Origin of the sequence: Vibrio sp. RE86 (assembly GCF_013114545.1) — a bacterium.
Taxonomy (GTDB): domain Bacteria; phylum Pseudomonadota; class Gammaproteobacteria; order Enterobacterales; family Vibrionaceae; genus Vibrio.
Genome location: NZ_VTXI01000021.1, coordinates 42150 through 57150 on the forward strand (window position 1 = coordinate 42150; position 15001 = coordinate 57150).

Consider the following 15001-nt stretch of genomic DNA (forward strand, 5'->3'; position numbering starts at 1 on the left):
AGATCAGACGAAAGTCGCAAGTGTTGAAGGGAAGCTAGCGGTGAGCTTAAAACTCTAAATACAACGCTTCAGCCTGTGTCGTATGGTCGTATTTAGTCAAAACCGCTGAAACAAATGCAGCAGTTTCACTCTCGTCTCCGCTTTTTACCACAACATCGGAAACCAACACAGAACCTTCATGCTGAGAAATAATAGCAGCCGCTACCGGTTCACCGGACTTAAAGCCTAAATACAGAGCACAAGGTTCTGAATAGATAATTTGAGTAAGAAACTCGACGATCATGTCTTGATCTGAGCTGTCGTGCCATTGCGTTGATTGAAGCAAGGAGAACATGACGGTTAAGCGATGAAAATCAACTAAAAAAATATCGTCTTGTGCAAAAGAGGCTTGCTCGCCTGTATTGTGCTCAATACGCTTGTATTGACGGCTCTCAACCGCCTTTTTGTATACCTCTAACCCTATAAGACTTTCCTTGGTCGGAAACTGTACGTCAACTTGTTGATAAAGCCAGTTATTCTTAATTTCGGCAATCTGAGGTAACGACATAATAAGGTTAAACCTGTTTGTATACTCTAAGTTGATGAAAGCTTACTCGATAACACATTGAGGCCACAAGTATTTTGAACAGATATCCAGAATATATGAACAAAAACTGATATGCTGTCTCTATCACATTTATAGACCTATTCAGGATAAAGCATGAAAAAGATATTAATGGCTACACTCATCGCAGCTTCAGTCGCGGGCTGTTCTGACAATGAGGTGGGTAATGTTGACCTTGGCATCTTTAGTCTAAAGGATCTATCGGTAAAGAACTTAGATGACGAAAAAATTCCTGGCGTAACCTGTCACATAGCCTCTGTAGAAGCCGACTTTTCGCTTGCCGACCCAAGTGACTCTTCTATTTCTTGTCGCCAAACCGGCGAGATTACTCCTGAGATGATTGCGAAGATCGACAAGAGTCAATCTGGCGAGGTTGTCTTCAAGCAGTCTAAAAGTATCTTCTTTAAAACAATGAAGGTTCGACGCATCTATGATGCAGAAAACCAAACCCTACTCTACTTGTCATACACAACCAAAGAAACAGATAGCAGCTTTAAACATAGCCTATCTACTGTTCCACTTTGGGGTACAGCGGCTTACGTTGACCAACCAGTGACAGTAAGCAACTAAACGGTTTAAACGATGTAGCATCAGACGACATTCGTTATGCCGCTGAAAAATCGATTAAAAAAGTGCCAAAGCAGTGTCTTTGGCACTTTTTTATGTAATAAAAATGAAAGGAATCTTACATTAATGTGATATCATGCGGGAAAATTTTCAACGCCACTTTTAAAATGAAGTTTCCCGGACAGCGCAAATCTAAGCACTACTTTCCTACACACGCTCGTGACCCATTAATCAACCAAATGAAGCAAACACCAAAGCTTTATCGCCCGATTGTTGTTGGTATTGGTCAAACGATTGTTGACATCGAAGCTCGTGTAGACGATGAGTTCCTAGCAAAATACGACTTGAGTAAAGGACACTCTCTAGTCTTAGAAGAGAGCAAAGCGGATGCACTGTATGAAGAGCTAGTCGAACGTGGCTTGATCACTCACCAATACCCTGGTGACACGATCGGTAACACACTGCATAACTACTCTGTTCTAGCTGATAGTAAGTCCGTTCTACTTGGCGTAATGTCGCGTAACATTGAAGTAGGCTCATTTGCATACCGTTACCTATGTCGCACGTCTTCTCGTATGAACCTGAACCACTTACAAACGGTTGAAGGTTCAATTGGTCGCTGTTACACACTAATCTCCGAGAATGGAGAGCGTACGTTTGCTATCAACGAAGGTGAGATGAACAAGCTTCGTCCTGACAGCATTCCTGAAGAAGTGTTCGAGAAAGCCTCTGCACTGGTTGTTTCTTCTTACCTAATGCGCGGCAAACCTGAAGACCCGATGCCTCAAGCGGTCGCACGCGCAATCGAGCTTGCAAAAGAGAACAACGTACCTGTTGTCCTGACTCTTGGTACTAAATGGGTAATCGAAGGCAACGCCAAATGGTGGCAAGATTACATCAAAGAAAACATCACTATCGTTGCAATGAACGAAGAAGAAGGTGAAGCCCTAACGGGAGAAAAAGATCCACTTCTTGCTGCCGATAAAGCGTTGGAATGGGTTGACCTTGTGCTGTGTACTGCAGGCCCTTCAGGTCTTTACATGGCTGGTTACACAGAAGACAGCGTTAAGCGTGAAACTGAACTTCCTCTATTGCCAGGTAATATCGCTGAGTTCAATAAGTACGAGTTTAGCCGCGCAATGCGTCGTGATGAATGCGCAAACCCGTTAAAGGTGTACTCGCATATTGGCCCTTACCTTGGTGGTCCACTTGAAATTAAGAACACCAACGGTGCCGGTGATGCTGCTCTTTCAGCGCTTCTGCACGACATGGCAGCCAATAGCCATCATTTGATGAATGTACCTAACTCATCGAAGCATGATCAGCCATACCTAACGTACTCATCTCTTTCTCAGATTTGTAAGTACGCTAACCGTGTAAGCTATGAGGTGTTAACGCAGCACTCTCCTCGTTTGGGCCGAGCATTGCCAGAGCGTGAAGACAGCTTAGAAGAAGCATACTGGGATCGCTAAGACGATAACGGTCACTTTCTAACGAATTAAAGCAAGAGCCCCACATTTAATGTGGGGCTCTTTGTTTTGATGCTATTTTCTCAACGCATTCAGTTTCGCTTGCGCAATACCAAATATCGTATCAATCGGATAGCTGCCTTCATCACTCGGCGTGCCAGCAGGTTTGCCAGTAAATAGTTCTATGGCCTCGGTCACGTGCTCAATCGCCCAGATGTGGAACTCACCTTTTTCAACCGCTTTAACCACGTCAGGACGCAGCATTAAATTGTGCATGTTCGAACGTGGAATAATGACACCTTGAGAATCGGTGCGACCTTTGATTTCACACACATCGAAGAAGCCTTCGATTTTTTCGTTCACACCACCAATAGGTTGAGACTCACCAAATTGGTTCATAGAACCGGTAATGGCTATGTCTTGGCGGTTTGGCTGCTTAGAAAATGCGGAAACAACGGCACAAAATTCAGCCATACTCGCACTATCACCATCGACACCGCCATAAGATTGTTCAAATGTAATCGTTGTACTGAGGGGAACTTTCGCCGTCTTACCAAACACTGAGGACAGATAAGCGGTCAGAATCATCACCCCTTTAGAGTGAATACTGCCACCGAGATCAACACTACGTTCGATGTCGATCACTTCACCTTCACCGTAACAGGTGGTCGCAGTAATTCGATTTGGCGCACCGAACATATACTCACTGGTACTAAGTACAGAAAGCGCATTCACTTGGCCAACCGCTTCACCATGGGTATGAATAAGCGTTGTACCGTTGATAAAGCTTTCCATGACGCTATCTTTAAGTCGGCTCACTCGAAGCTCTTGATTCGACAGCGCTTCTTCAACATGACTAGAACGAATCATGTTCGAGTTTGCTTGCCTTGCAACGTAGTTCGACTCTCGCAAAAGGTTGGCGATATTGGCAGAGTGAAGCGAGATCTTTGTTTGATCGCCTGCCAGTCTGGAGCTGTGTTCAATAATCCGTGCGATTGCTTTTCTATCACAGTGCAACATGCCATTGTCGTTGACCACACTCGAGATAAACTTAGCGTATTGAAGCTCTGAATCTGGATTGCGTTTCATCTCGTCTTCAAAGTCAGCCGTCACTCGGAATAGCTCGCTAAATTCCGGATCGTAGTGTTGCAGTAGTTGGTAAGTACGATAGTCGCCAAAGAGGATGATCTTCACATCTAATGGAATCGCTTCAGGATCAAGAGAGACCGTACCCGTCAATGTCACCTCTTTTTCTAATGAGGTAAAACTTAACTGACGCGCTCTTAACGCACGTTTAAGCCCATCCCATACATAAGGTTGTTCAAGTACCTTTTGAGCGTCCATAAGTAGCACACCGCCATTCGCTTTGTGCAGGCTACCAGGGCGGATCAGTGAGAAATCCGTAAACACAGTACCTTTAAACGTTGCCGTCTCAATATAGCCAAACAATGTGTGATAGTTTGGGTTCTCTTCTACAACAATCGGGAACTCATCGCTCTTACGGCTTACAAGCACGTTAACCTTGTAACGTCGTGGCAATTTTTTATCAAGTGATGCTGTCGCCGCTTCGCCCTGCTCTGCACTCTGTTCCAAAAATATATCGGCATTCTCGACGATATCGGCTTGCAACTCGGTCAAGTAACTCTTGATTACCGGATAACCTGAGTAATCCTTTTTCAGCTGTTTGATAAAGTGCGTAATAACGTCCAACGTCACTTCATCATTGAGCTTCTTGATTTTCTCACTGTACGCTTCTTCCCACTCGGTCAGCTGACGAACCATATTGCGCAATTGAACTTCGAGGTCGTCGATTGCTTCGCCGAACTCCTCTTGCTCTTTTTTGCTCAGCTCATCAAATGACTCTTCACTGTGCAGCTCTTCACCATTCATTGCGACGAACTGATAGTCACCTTGAGTAGTAATCGTCAGGCTAATCCCTTTGGTTTTGGCGTCTTTAGTGATCAGTGCTAGCTCAGCTTCTTGCTTGGCTGCCAACTGATTCTTCAGCTTGTCAGCACGGCTGTAGTAAAGCTCGTTATCAAACGCCAATGGCATAGCGTTAACAAGTTTGGACATCAGCTTTTCGATATCTTGCTTAAGCTTGCTACCGACTCCACAAGGCAACTTAAGAACTCGTGGTGTTCTAATATCTTCAAAATTTGCAACATAGCACCAGTCGTAAAGTGCCTGCGCGTCGTGCTGATGACGATTAAGGTAGCGTAAAATCATCGTGCGCTTACCAAGGCCATTTTGCCCGATAGCGTAGATGTTATAGCCTTTCTCTTTAATCGACATCGCAAACTCTACTGCTTTTTGAGCTCGCTCTTGACCGACAATTTCATCGATAGGCGGCAACTCTTTAGTAGACTTGCTTTCTAATTTTTCTAGTTCAGCTGCTAGGTATAGCTGATTGGCATCAAGTCTTTGAATCGTCATCACTCTATCCTTGTGTTTTTCTATCTTGCCCTTAGTTTAGGCCAGAATTATTTAGATTTTAGTGACTTACAACCAGAACACGTTCAAGTGATTACTTTTTACACAAAATCATCTTAATATCACTTTTAAATGATAATTATTTGCATTGGTTAATAAATTGCATTTAAATAGTGGCCTCAAATGGTGAGCGGAGTATTTGAACATGGAACTGCAACAATGTTGGGCACATTATCTAAAAGCTGAGCAATTGTTAGAACAAGGGCACTGGCCAGAGGCGCATTACTTATACGATCAAGTCTTAAACCATCTCCCTGGGCACCTGCAATCCGCCCTCTCTTCAACCGATACTAAACCATGTCAATTTAGCTGCTTAGTAACAGGGCTACGTGATGCTGCGGTTTCTCAGTCAGAGATACTGAACAAGATGGGCCAACAGCAAGAAGCGTTCAACCTCCTCAATCAAACCTATGCACATCTGCAATTTGTGTCGATTGAAACGTTCGACTTGGTTCAAGCAACCCAACACATTATTCATAACCAGTGCGAAGACTTACTCCGTCATATTGGGGCTTTTTGTAATGCCCAAAGAAGCGCACAGTGGATGCTTGAGTTCGAACATGTCCAGAAAGCCCACCATTACTTTTCTACCTTGAAACAACACAATGCGGTTATGGAAAGCGCACACATAATAAATTAATAAGGAAATACAATGTCACAGATGCCAATCCTTTCAGTTCGCGAGCTATCGGTCAGCTTTACCACAAACGATGGTATTGTTGATGCCGTGAAGGAAGTCAGTTTTGATCTGTTTAAAGGTGAAACACTGGCAATTGTTGGTGAATCAGGAAGTGGTAAATCGGTATCAACCAACGCCTTGATGCAGCTATTGCCGAACAATGCCATCGTTCACCCTAGAGCTGAAATTGAGTTCGAAGGTAAGCAACTACTTGATCTGACAGAAAAGGAGATGCAGTCCATTCGAGGTGACCGAATTGGCATGATCTTCCAAGAACCAATGACCTCTCTCAACCCATACATGAGAGTCGGCATTCAAGTTGCCGAGGCCATTATGTGTCACCGAAGCGTCACACGTAGCCAAGCGAAAGAGAAGGTATTAGAGCTATTTGATCTTGTTCACCTACCGAACCCACAACAAGCTTATACCAAGTATCCCCACGAATTTTCTGGCGGTCAGTTGCAGCGCATTATGATCGCAATGGCGCTCATTAACGAACCTGATATTTTGATTGCCGATGAACCGACTACCGCTTTGGACGTAACGGTACAAGCGGAGGTCCTCAACCTGATCAAAGAGATTCAAGCTAAAATGGGGATGTCGATCCTCTTTATTACTCATGATTTAGGTGTCGTTAAACACCTTGCTGATCGCGTAATTGTGATGTGTAAAGGAGACGTGGTTGAAGAAGGAGAGTGTGACGCGCTTTTTGCCGATCCGCAGCATGAATACACCCAAATGCTCATCAACTCGATACCAAAAGGCAGTAAGAGCCCTATTGAAGACTCCGCTCCTGCCCTACTTAAAGCTGACGATATTCGCGTTAAGTTTCTTATTAAGTCACACTTTATGGCGAAGCATAACCAATACTTTGAAGCCGTGAAAGGTATCTCTCTAGAACTTAAGCAAGGTGAAACACTCGGTATTGTTGGCGAATCTGGTTCAGGGAAGTCGACGTTAGGGCGCGCCTTAATCGGTCTTCTTCCTTCTACTGGGCATATTGAGTTTAAAGGGCAATCGCTCAATCAACTTTCAGATAAACAGCGTTTTAAACTTAAGAAAGACATTCAGATGGTGTTCCAAGATCCTTATGGTTCACTTTCCCCTCGGATGACTGTTGGCGATATCATCACTGAAGGTCTGACCGTTCATCAGCCTCACCTTTCGCGTCAGGAACGTATGGTAAGAGCAAGAACCGCACTAGAAGAAGTTCGTTTAGATCCTCACTCGATCAACCGCTATCCACACGAGTTCTCGGGTGGGCAACGTCAGCGTATCGCTATTGCTAGAGCTCTGATTCTTGAACCATCTTTCATCTTACTGGATGAACCAACTTCTGCGCTTGATCGATCAGTCCAGCTCACTGTGATAGAGCTACTGAAAGATATTCAGAAGAAACACAACATCGGCTTTTTGTTTATCAGTCACGATTTAAGTGTCGTAAAAGCGCTCTCCGATCGCGTGTTGGTGATGCAGAAAGGCGAAGTCATGGAACAAGGCAGTGCAGAAGAGATTTTCCACAACCCTCAAAGTGATTACACGAAAAAGCTCATCGCAGCGTCATTTGAACTAGAAGAAGAGACAGAAGCTGCCTAAGCTTATAACTCGTTCGGTTTGGCCGCCGACCCTAAAGCCGACGCATGGAAGCGTCGGTTTTTTTATAAACATTTTCTGTACCCTCTTGATATACAGTCAATCATACCGTAAATTGGTATTAAGATCGGATATCAGGAGTCTATTGTGGAAACTACCCTCGCCAAGGAACAGGTGGCTTCATCAGAAAGCAATCCTATTCAACAAAATCAGAACAACAGTAATAGCAAAGACAATTCATCAGAGACAATCGTTACAGGTATTGAAGCATTTAAAACACTGACAACTCAAAGTCAGTTACTTCTGTCCATCTTCCACCCTACCGGTACTTCCATTCGATGCAAAAGTACGTTGATCGGATCCGCGTTTAATAAAGTGCTCGTTATTGAGCAGCCTGAAGGTATCCCTGAACAAGATACGGCAAGGTTTATGCGGCGAGGTTTCAAAATAAAGGGAATGTATCGGAATGAAACGGAAGGCACCGCCTTATATTTTAGGTCTACCTTTCTTGAAACCACACAACTAAATCGAAAAAATGTTTTTATGATTGAGCTTCCTAGAACAGCGGTGATCCAGCGTATGGACCAAATTCAACGCAAGGTAAAGTTGAATGAACGAGTGCTTATTGACCGCGACCCTAAAAAAATTGAAGCCACAGTCACCAACCTATCATCTAAAGGTTGCCAATTGCGTATCCCACGTAAGTTGAGCTATTTCGACGTTAACGAAGTACTGACTTTACATTTTTGCGATATCGAAACAGAACCGCTTTCAGGTGAACTGAAAAATGTAATGGTCACCACGAATCACTACTATTACGGCATAATGTTTGACGAGCAAACGCAGTCCCATGCTGAAGAGTTAGTCAACGCATTGGAGCAAAAGCAAAGTGAAAACTAAAAATAGTGTGAGATGGTTAAGTATCTTGTGCGTATATGCTCGATGAGCAATTTCACTTTGTTTGGTGGCTGTCGAGTGAATGGGTATACCGCATAGATACCTAACCTCTTTCCCACTTGCTCAGGAAATAGATCGACCAACTGTCCACTTCGAATGTCGTGATACACCAAACATCTTGGCACGTAAGCGATACCATAGCCGCCCAAGGCCGCTTTTCTTAGCGCTGTTGCATTATCCGTTGAAAAAGAGCCAGACACTTTAACGATGTAGTTTTCGCTCTCTGACTTGAACTCCCACTCACTCGCCCCTGTTGTCTGATACGCGTACTGTAGACAGTTGTGCAGCACTAAGTCTTTCGGCTCTTTCGGCTTACTGTTTCGCGCAATATAAGCGGGAGAAGCGCAAACTACCCACTGGGAATCCAGTATATGACGAGCGATTAAGCTGGAGTCCTCTAAATACCCAGTACGGATAACAAGGTCATAACCCCCATCCACAAGATCGACAAACTTGTTATCAAGCGACATATCGACCGAAAGCCCTGGATGTTGATGACAAAATTCAGCAACGGCATCCGCCAAAATTAAGTCCCCAGAAATCGTCGGCACCGACATTTTAATGTGACCATTCACCTCTTCACCAAAGCCTGAAACTGCATCCATAGCCTCTTGGGTGGCCTGCTTCACATTTTTGGCCCCATGCACTAAGGCCTTTCCGGCTTCAGTCAGCGTCAATTTACGCGTTGTTCGATATAATAATTGTACACCGATGTCTTCTTCTAATCGGGCGATCCTCTTGCTAACTACCGAATTTGTAAGGCTATTTAGCTCTGCAACCTTACTAAAACTCCCCAATTCAACGACCTGAGAAAACAAGATTAAATCATCTGAACGCATTGATTATGTCACTTTTGGAATTAATTATTTTCATTATTTCCCTATATTAATAAAAAATAAAGGGGTAAATTCACCCCAAATTAACATACACGTCACAATTATAAATTCTAAGAGACTCCTAAGAGTCCATCTAAAGAATGTAAAGGACATACCAATGAGTGAAACATTACTAGCCTTAGTGGCCTTCTCACCAATAGTGGTGGCTGCCATACTTCTCGTCGGCCTAAACTGGCCAGCCAAAAAAGCGATGCCAGTCGCATTTAGCCTAACGGTCATCATCGCGCTGTTTGCGTGGGATATGTCAACAACCCGCGTATTAGCATCAGTCTTTCAGGGCTTAGGTATCACCGTATCTGTCTTATGGATCGTATTTGGTGCCATTTTCCTACTCAATACTTTGAAACATACCGGTGCGATTTCAACCATTCGTAACGGGTTTACCAATATCTCTCCTGATAGACGTGTACAAGCGATCATTATTGCTTGGTGTTTTGGTTCCTTCATTGAAGGGGCTTCAGGCTTTGGTACTCCAGCCGCCATTGCAGCTCCACTGCTTGTTGCGATTGGTTTCCCAGCTTTAGCCGCAGTTCTTATGGGTATGATGATCCAATCAACACCGGTATCTTTCGGTGCAGTTGGTACACCAATCATCGTGGGCGTCAACAAAGGTCTGGATACTCACAACATCGGGGAAGCACTAGTCGCGAACGGTTCAACTTGGGACGCTTACCTTCAGCAAATCACGTCAAGTGTTGCTCTTATTCACGCTGGCGTAGGCACTCTAATTCCTGTTTTGATAGCGATGATGCTTACGCGCTTCTTCGGCAAAAAGCGCAGCTGGACTGAAGGATTAGACATTCTGCCATTCGCACTGTTTGCTGGACTCGCATTCACGATTCCATACGCACTAACAGGTGTTTTCCTTGGCGCAGAGTTCCCTTCATTAATTGGTGGTCTGGTTGGTCTTTCAGTTGTTGTCTCTGCAGCAAAACGCGGCTTCCTAATACCCAAAAGCACTTGGGACTTTGAAGACGAGAAACTGTGGCCTGCTGAATGGCTAGGTTCTCTAAAGATCGATCTAGAAGAGACCAAAGCGAAACCAATGAGCATGGCAATGGCATGGCTACCTTATGTATTGTTAGCCGTTGTTCTAGTAGCTAGCCGCGTTAGCGCAGAGTTCAAAGACCTTCTGCGTAGCGTTAGCCTTTCGTTTAGCAACATTCTTGGTGAAGTGGGCATTAGCACTGCGATTCAACCTCTCTACTTACCTGGCGGAATCTTAGTCTTTGTGGCACTTGTTGCGGTGCTTCTGCAATCTCGTAGTGTTTCACCACTGACAAAAGCCTTTGGTGAGTCGAGCAAGACACTGATTGGTGCAGGTTTCGTTCTTGTTTTCACTATCCCTATGGTTCGAATCTTTATCAACTCAGGCATCAATGGCGCAGACCTTGCGAGCATGCCAGTAACCACGGCTAATTTCGCTGCTGGGCTGGTTGGCGAAGCCTTCCCTGCCCTCAGTGCGACGGTCGGTGCACTTGGGGCATTTATCGCAGGTTCAAACACCGTATCGAACATGATGTTCAGTCAATTCCAATTCGAAGTGGCTCAAACACTGACAATTTCAAGTGCTGTAGTCGTTGCTCTTCAAGCCGTTGGCGCTGCAGCGGGCAACATGATTGCAATTCACAATGTGGTTGCCGCATCTGCAACCGTAGGCTTGCTTGGTCGAGAGGGTGCAACTCTACGCAAGACCATTATCCCTACACTTTACTATCTCTTTGTTACTGGCGTAGTTGGTCTTGTAGCCATTTACGGTCTACAAATTACTGATGCGTTAATGCTTTAACTTTAAAACAATCGGACGTTAATACTTCCCCGCCCTGTTTCAATAAAAATCAGGTGTATTAACGTCCCCCCTTCTATTCCCAAACCTTCATAGAAAGGTACATGCTTTATTTTGATAGGACTGAAATATGATTATCTCTGCTTCAACTGATTACCGTGCGGCAGCAAAGTCAAAGCTTCCCCCGTTCCTTTTTCACTATATCGATGGTGGCTCTTACGGTGAGCATACGCTAAGAAAAAACACTGAAGATCTAGCGGAAATCGCTCTCAAGCAGAGAGTGCTAAACAATATGGAAGACCTAGATCTTAGTACCGAAATCTTTGGTGAACAATTATCTATGCCTATCGCACTTGCTCCTGTCGGCTTAACAGGAATGTATGCTCGACGTGGTGAGGTGCAAGCGGCGAAAGCTGCCGAGAACAAAGGGATCCCTTTTACCATGTCTACGGTATCGGTCTGCCCAATTGAAGAAGTGGCACCAAAGCTCGAGAGACCGATGTGGTTTCAGCTCTATGTACTTAAAGACCGTGGTTTCATGAAAAACGTCCTTGAGCGCGCAAAAGCCGCAGGCGTTACCACGCTCGTATTTACTGTCGATATGCCTGTACCTGGCGCACGTTACCGCGACATGCATTCGGGGATGAGTGGTCCGAACGCCGCAGCGAGACGTGTTTTCCAAGCTATGCGTCACCCACAATGGGCCTTTGATGTGGGCCTTTTTGGCAAACCTCATGATCTTGGCAATATTTCGACCTACCGCGGTGAACCAACCAAGCTAGAAGATTACATCGGCTGGTTAGGCGCTAACTTCGACCCGTCGATCAGCTGGAAAGACCTAGAGTGGATTCGTGATTATTGGGATGGTCCAATGGTGATTAAAGGTATTTTGGATGAGCAAGACGCCAAAGACGCCGTAACATTCGGCGCCGATGGCATCGTGGTATCTAATCACGGCGGTCGACAACTTGATGGTGTACTTTCGACGGCGAAGGCTCTGCCAATGATTGCCGACAAAGTAAAGGGAGATTTGAAAATCTTCGTAGATTCGGGGATCCGTACCGGACTAGATGTCGTTCGAATGTTAGCGCTTGGCGCAGATTGCACCTTACTCGGACGCTCCTTCATTTATGCCCTCGCCGCCCAAGGGCAGTCAGGTGTCGAGAACCTGCTCGATCTTTATGAAAAGGAGATGCGAGTGGCAATGACATTGACAGGTGCCAACAGTATCAGCGAGTTAAATCGAGATTCACTGGTCAATATTAAGTAAATTCTGAAGAAGTAAGTAAAGCCGTAGAATAGCGAAGGCAGTAATAATAATTTAGAGAGAGTATGTAACTAATGGATGGTTCCATTCGATCCTAGTCGCAACTCTCTCTGATTTATGCCAAAAGCGTGTTACAAGGGGTAATAATTTATTTATTCGATTGACCCAAAAGGAATGGCTATGGAATTTGAAATATTTGTATGTGATGCGTTTACCCAGCAAAGGTTTAAAGGTAATTCTGCCGCCGTTGTCCCAGTAAGTGAATGGCTAAGTGACGAATTAATGCAGTCCATAGCCACAGAGAACAACCTTTCTGAGACAGCATTCGTAAAGCCTCTCGGAGTAGACCATTATGAGATTCGCTGGTTCTCCCCTATCTGCGAAGTCGATTTCTGTGGTCACGCTACCTTAGCGTCCGCCTATGTTCTGTTTAATCATTTCGACGCAAGTGAAGTGATTACGTTTGAAACACGATTTGTTGGGCCGCTGACCGTTGAGAAAGATGATTCTGGTCGTATCTTGATGTGCTTTCCCCTCCGAGAACCAACCCCTATCGATACACCACCTGCACTGCTCGAAGGTTTATCAATACAGCCCAAAGAGATTCTGAGCAGCCCACAAGCTTATTTTGCTATTTATGACAATGAGCAAGATGTTATCAATCTTGAAACTAAGAGTGAATATCTAAAAACACTCGCTCCCTTTGATGTCGTCGCAACAGCGCCTTCAGCAGACTATGATTTCGTGTCTCGCTACTTTTGGCCTGCGAATGGCGGTGATGAAGACCCTGTAACAGGTTCCATTCACGCCGGTCTTGCGCCATATTGGGCTGAAAAATTAAACAAGCCAAACCTGATTGCCTACCAAGCCTCAAAACGTGGCGGAACGATCTATTGTCATGTAGAACCAGAGCAAGTCATTATTTGTGGCGATGTCGTGCCCTATTCTCACGGCAAAATTTACATCTAACGTTTCTCTTTTCTAACCCTGATAACTGGTGTTTATTGCCGATATAAGCACCAGTTAATCGTACATCGCCATTCATTCACGTAATCTACCTTTATCGACACACCATAACGCTCCCATACAATTCGAAACAGCCCGTAACGATTTGAGCTGTTTCCATAACAAGACTCTGACAGAGTATCGATATGGTGAGGCTCAAAATTTTGGACTCCGTTTTAAGGTATGATTATGAACACGACCGCAAAAAGCGCACTGGCTGCTGCAATATCTCTTCCTCTGTTAGTTGGGTGTGTAACACCCGGTGAAGATGATCCAAACGCCCTAACTAAACAAGGAGCCGCTGGTGGGGCTTTATTAGGCTTAACTCTGGGCGCTTTGACTGGTGACGCTGAACTTGCAGTTCAAGGCGCTGTTGCTGGGGGTGTGGCTGGAGGTGTGGCAGGTGCATCTGCCGACATTCAAAATAATCGCGAGTCAATACGTTCAAATAGCCGTGATGACGCCATCGCTCAAATTGGTGGTAACAACAACCAACCCCAACAAGCACAATCGCAGCAAAACTGGGATAAGCTTGATCACTTCGTTGGCAATTGGAATGTAAACATTCAAACTCACAGCCAAGATATGGCCAACGTTGCGCCACTATCAGCGTCTGGGTCACTTGCTAAAACCACCCAAGCCGATATCACAGTACAAAATGAACAAGGTGTCGATTTAACCGCCGAGTTTTCATATACCACAACGGATGGTTATCAATTATCGTTAGTTAATAATGCCAAAGACGTTGCTGTGAGCTTTGCAGGAGAGTCGCAAACTAACTCTAGCCGCTACAACTTCTACCCGACCAATACCTCTGATGTCATCTATAAAGATATTAACAGTGCAGATATCCATGTTGAACTTGGATTCGCAGGTCCAAATGTATGGTTACTAGAAAGCTACGCATATATGGATGGTGAACAACAGAAATTACAAACGTTTAGATTTACAAGAAGCTAATGAATAGAAACGTAACCCTCTACCATGACCACAGTTTAAGTAACTATATGTAGAATCCAACAGCGATTTAAGCGTATGATAATAAAGAACTAACGATCGGAGGCTGTAATGAAGATTATTATTCTACATGGCTTATATATGCATGGTATGGTGATGCAACCTCTCAGTCGTCGGCTACGTGATCTCGGTTATCGAACCAAAATTCTGTCATACAACAGCGTTGCCATCGACGAGCAAAAAATCTTTGCCATGCTCGATGACGCGCTATCAGATTCAATGCCCAATATCTTGGTCGGTCATAGCCTTGGTGGTTTAATTATTCGTCATTACCTAGAAAGCAAACAACACGTCACGTCGAAAGTCTCGCATGTCGTTACTATTGGTTCTCCTTTAAAGGGAGCGTCGATTGTTACTCGAATTCAAGAGCTTGGTATGAGTATGATTCTGGGGAACTCACCCGATTTCGGTTTGCAGCAACACGATAATGATTGGTCACTGCCGCAGAAACTCGGAAGTATTGCTGGCACGCTGCCACTAGGTGCAAGGTCTTTGCTTTTGATGGATAAGAATATGATGTCCGATGGGACAGTGACCGTAGAAGAGACCAAACTTGAGGGCATGACCGATCACGTAGAGATTAGAAACAGCCACACCAGTCTCATATATAGTTCTCTCGTCCCCAATCAAATCCACCACTTTATTCACCACGATAGATTTGAATAAAG

13 protein-coding genes are annotated in these 15001 nt (G+C 44.6%); 10 read left to right on the top strand and 3 right to left on the bottom strand.

Features of this window, described 5'->3' with window-relative positions:
* Positions 1-46 precede the first annotated feature (46 nt).
* Entirely contained in the window at positions 47-547 is a 501-nt protein-coding gene (locus tag F0231_RS17270) for a flavodoxin (protein WP_171760945.1), read from the bottom strand.
* A gap of 153 nt (positions 548-700) precedes the next feature.
* On the opposite strand from F0231_RS17270, the gene F0231_RS17275 reads away from it, so the two are divergent.
* Complete coding sequence (locus F0231_RS17275; RefSeq protein WP_171760946.1) at positions 701-1174, top strand: CreA family protein; 474 nt, start codon at positions 701-703, stop codon at positions 1172-1174.
* A gap of 164 nt (positions 1175-1338) precedes the next feature.
* Positions 1339-2643: an inosine/guanosine kinase gene (locus F0231_RS17280; RefSeq protein WP_171760947.1), complete on the top strand. Its 1305-nt coding sequence runs from the start codon at positions 1339-1341 to the stop codon at positions 2641-2643.
* 72 nt (positions 2644-2715) lie between these two features.
* On the opposite strand, the gene F0231_RS17285 is transcribed toward F0231_RS17280, so the two are convergent.
* Entirely contained in the window at positions 2716-5076 is a 2361-nt protein-coding gene (locus tag F0231_RS17285) for a Lon protease family protein (RefSeq protein ID WP_171760948.1), read from the bottom strand.
* A 202-nt stretch (positions 5077-5278) separates the two neighbouring features.
* On the opposite strand from F0231_RS17285, the gene F0231_RS17290 reads away from it, so the two are divergent.
* The 3 genes from F0231_RS17290 to F0231_RS21260 all read left to right on the top strand — a co-directional run bounded on the left by F0231_RS17290 (position 5279) and on the right by F0231_RS21260 (position 8305).
* The gene (locus F0231_RS17290) at positions 5279-5773 is read left to right on the top strand and encodes a hypothetical protein (protein WP_171760949.1); all 495 of its coding nucleotides are present in this window, start codon (positions 5279-5281) and stop codon (positions 5771-5773) included.
* Positions 5774-5785: 12 nt separating this feature from the next.
* Complete coding sequence (locus F0231_RS17295; protein ID WP_171760950.1) at positions 5786-7408, top strand: ABC transporter ATP-binding protein; 1623 nt, start codon at positions 5786-5788, stop codon at positions 7406-7408.
* 144 nt (positions 7409-7552) lie between these two features.
* Positions 7553-8305, top strand: a complete 753-nt coding sequence (locus F0231_RS21260; protein ID WP_171760951.1) for a PilZ domain-containing protein — start codon at positions 7553-7555, stop codon at positions 8303-8305.
* Here F0231_RS21260 and F0231_RS17305 read toward each other — a convergent pair.
* The gene (locus F0231_RS17305; protein ID WP_171760952.1) at positions 8302-9201 is read right to left on the bottom strand and encodes a LysR family transcriptional regulator; all 900 of its coding nucleotides are present in this window, start codon (positions 9199-9201) and stop codon (positions 8302-8304) included. The genes F0231_RS21260 and F0231_RS17305 overlap by 4 nt on opposite strands.
* A gap of 154 nt (positions 9202-9355) precedes the next feature.
* Between F0231_RS17305 and F0231_RS17310 the strand changes: the two genes are divergently transcribed.
* The 5 genes from F0231_RS17310 (at position 9356) to F0231_RS17330 (ending at position 14999) form a co-directional block, all read left to right on the top strand.
* Positions 9356-11047, top strand: a complete 1692-nt coding sequence (locus tag F0231_RS17310; RefSeq protein WP_171760953.1) for an L-lactate permease — start codon at positions 9356-9358, stop codon at positions 11045-11047.
* Positions 11048-11174: 127 nt separating this feature from the next.
* On the top strand, positions 11175-12314 hold the full coding sequence (lldD, locus tag F0231_RS17315; RefSeq protein WP_171760954.1) for an FMN-dependent L-lactate dehydrogenase LldD: 1140 nt from the start codon (positions 11175-11177) through the stop codon (positions 12312-12314).
* Between the two features lie 177 nt (positions 12315-12491).
* Entirely contained in the window at positions 12492-13280 is a 789-nt protein-coding gene (locus F0231_RS17320) for a PhzF family phenazine biosynthesis protein (RefSeq protein WP_171760955.1), read from the top strand.
* 225 nt (positions 13281-13505) lie between these two features.
* The gene (locus F0231_RS17325; RefSeq protein WP_171760956.1) at positions 13506-14276 is read left to right on the top strand and encodes a hypothetical protein; all 771 of its coding nucleotides are present in this window, start codon (positions 13506-13508) and stop codon (positions 14274-14276) included.
* 108 nt (positions 14277-14384) lie between these two features.
* On the top strand, positions 14385-14999 hold the full coding sequence (locus tag F0231_RS17330) for an alpha/beta fold hydrolase (protein ID WP_171760957.1): 615 nt from the start codon (positions 14385-14387) through the stop codon (positions 14997-14999).
* The last annotated feature ends 2 nt before the right edge of the window (positions 15000-15001 follow it).

Excerpts from the sequence above, each read along its gene's own strand:
- F0231_RS17270 (WP_171760945.1), bottom strand. The coding sequence starts at position 547 with ATGTCGTTACCTCAGATTGCCGAAATTAAGAATAACTGGCTTTATCAA.
- F0231_RS17275 (WP_171760946.1), top strand. The coding sequence starts at position 701 with ATGAAAAAGATATTAATGGCTACACTCATCGCAGCTTCAGTCGCGGGC.
- F0231_RS17280 (WP_171760947.1), top strand. The coding sequence starts at position 1,339 with ATGAAGTTTCCCGGACAGCGCAAATCTAAGCACTACTTTCCTACACAC.
- F0231_RS17285 (WP_171760948.1), bottom strand. The coding sequence starts at position 5,076 with ATGACGATTCAAAGACTTGATGCCAATCAGCTATACCTAGCAGCTGAA.
- F0231_RS17290 (WP_171760949.1), top strand. The coding sequence starts at position 5,279 with ATGGAACTGCAACAATGTTGGGCACATTATCTAAAAGCTGAGCAATTG.
- F0231_RS17295 (WP_171760950.1), top strand. The coding sequence starts at position 5,786 with ATGTCACAGATGCCAATCCTTTCAGTTCGCGAGCTATCGGTCAGCTTT.
- F0231_RS17305 (WP_171760952.1), bottom strand. The coding sequence starts at position 9,201 with ATGCGTTCAGATGATTTAATCTTGTTTTCTCAGGTCGTTGAATTGGGG.
- F0231_RS17310 (WP_171760953.1), top strand. The coding sequence starts at position 9,356 with ATGAGTGAAACATTACTAGCCTTAGTGGCCTTCTCACCAATAGTGGTG.
- lldD (WP_171760954.1), top strand. The coding sequence starts at position 11,175 with ATGATTATCTCTGCTTCAACTGATTACCGTGCGGCAGCAAAGTCAAAG.
- F0231_RS17320 (WP_171760955.1), top strand. The coding sequence starts at position 12,492 with ATGGAATTTGAAATATTTGTATGTGATGCGTTTACCCAGCAAAGGTTT.
- F0231_RS17325 (WP_171760956.1), top strand. The coding sequence starts at position 13,506 with ATGAACACGACCGCAAAAAGCGCACTGGCTGCTGCAATATCTCTTCCT.
- F0231_RS17330 (WP_171760957.1), top strand. The coding sequence starts at position 14,385 with ATGAAGATTATTATTCTACATGGCTTATATATGCATGGTATGGTGATG.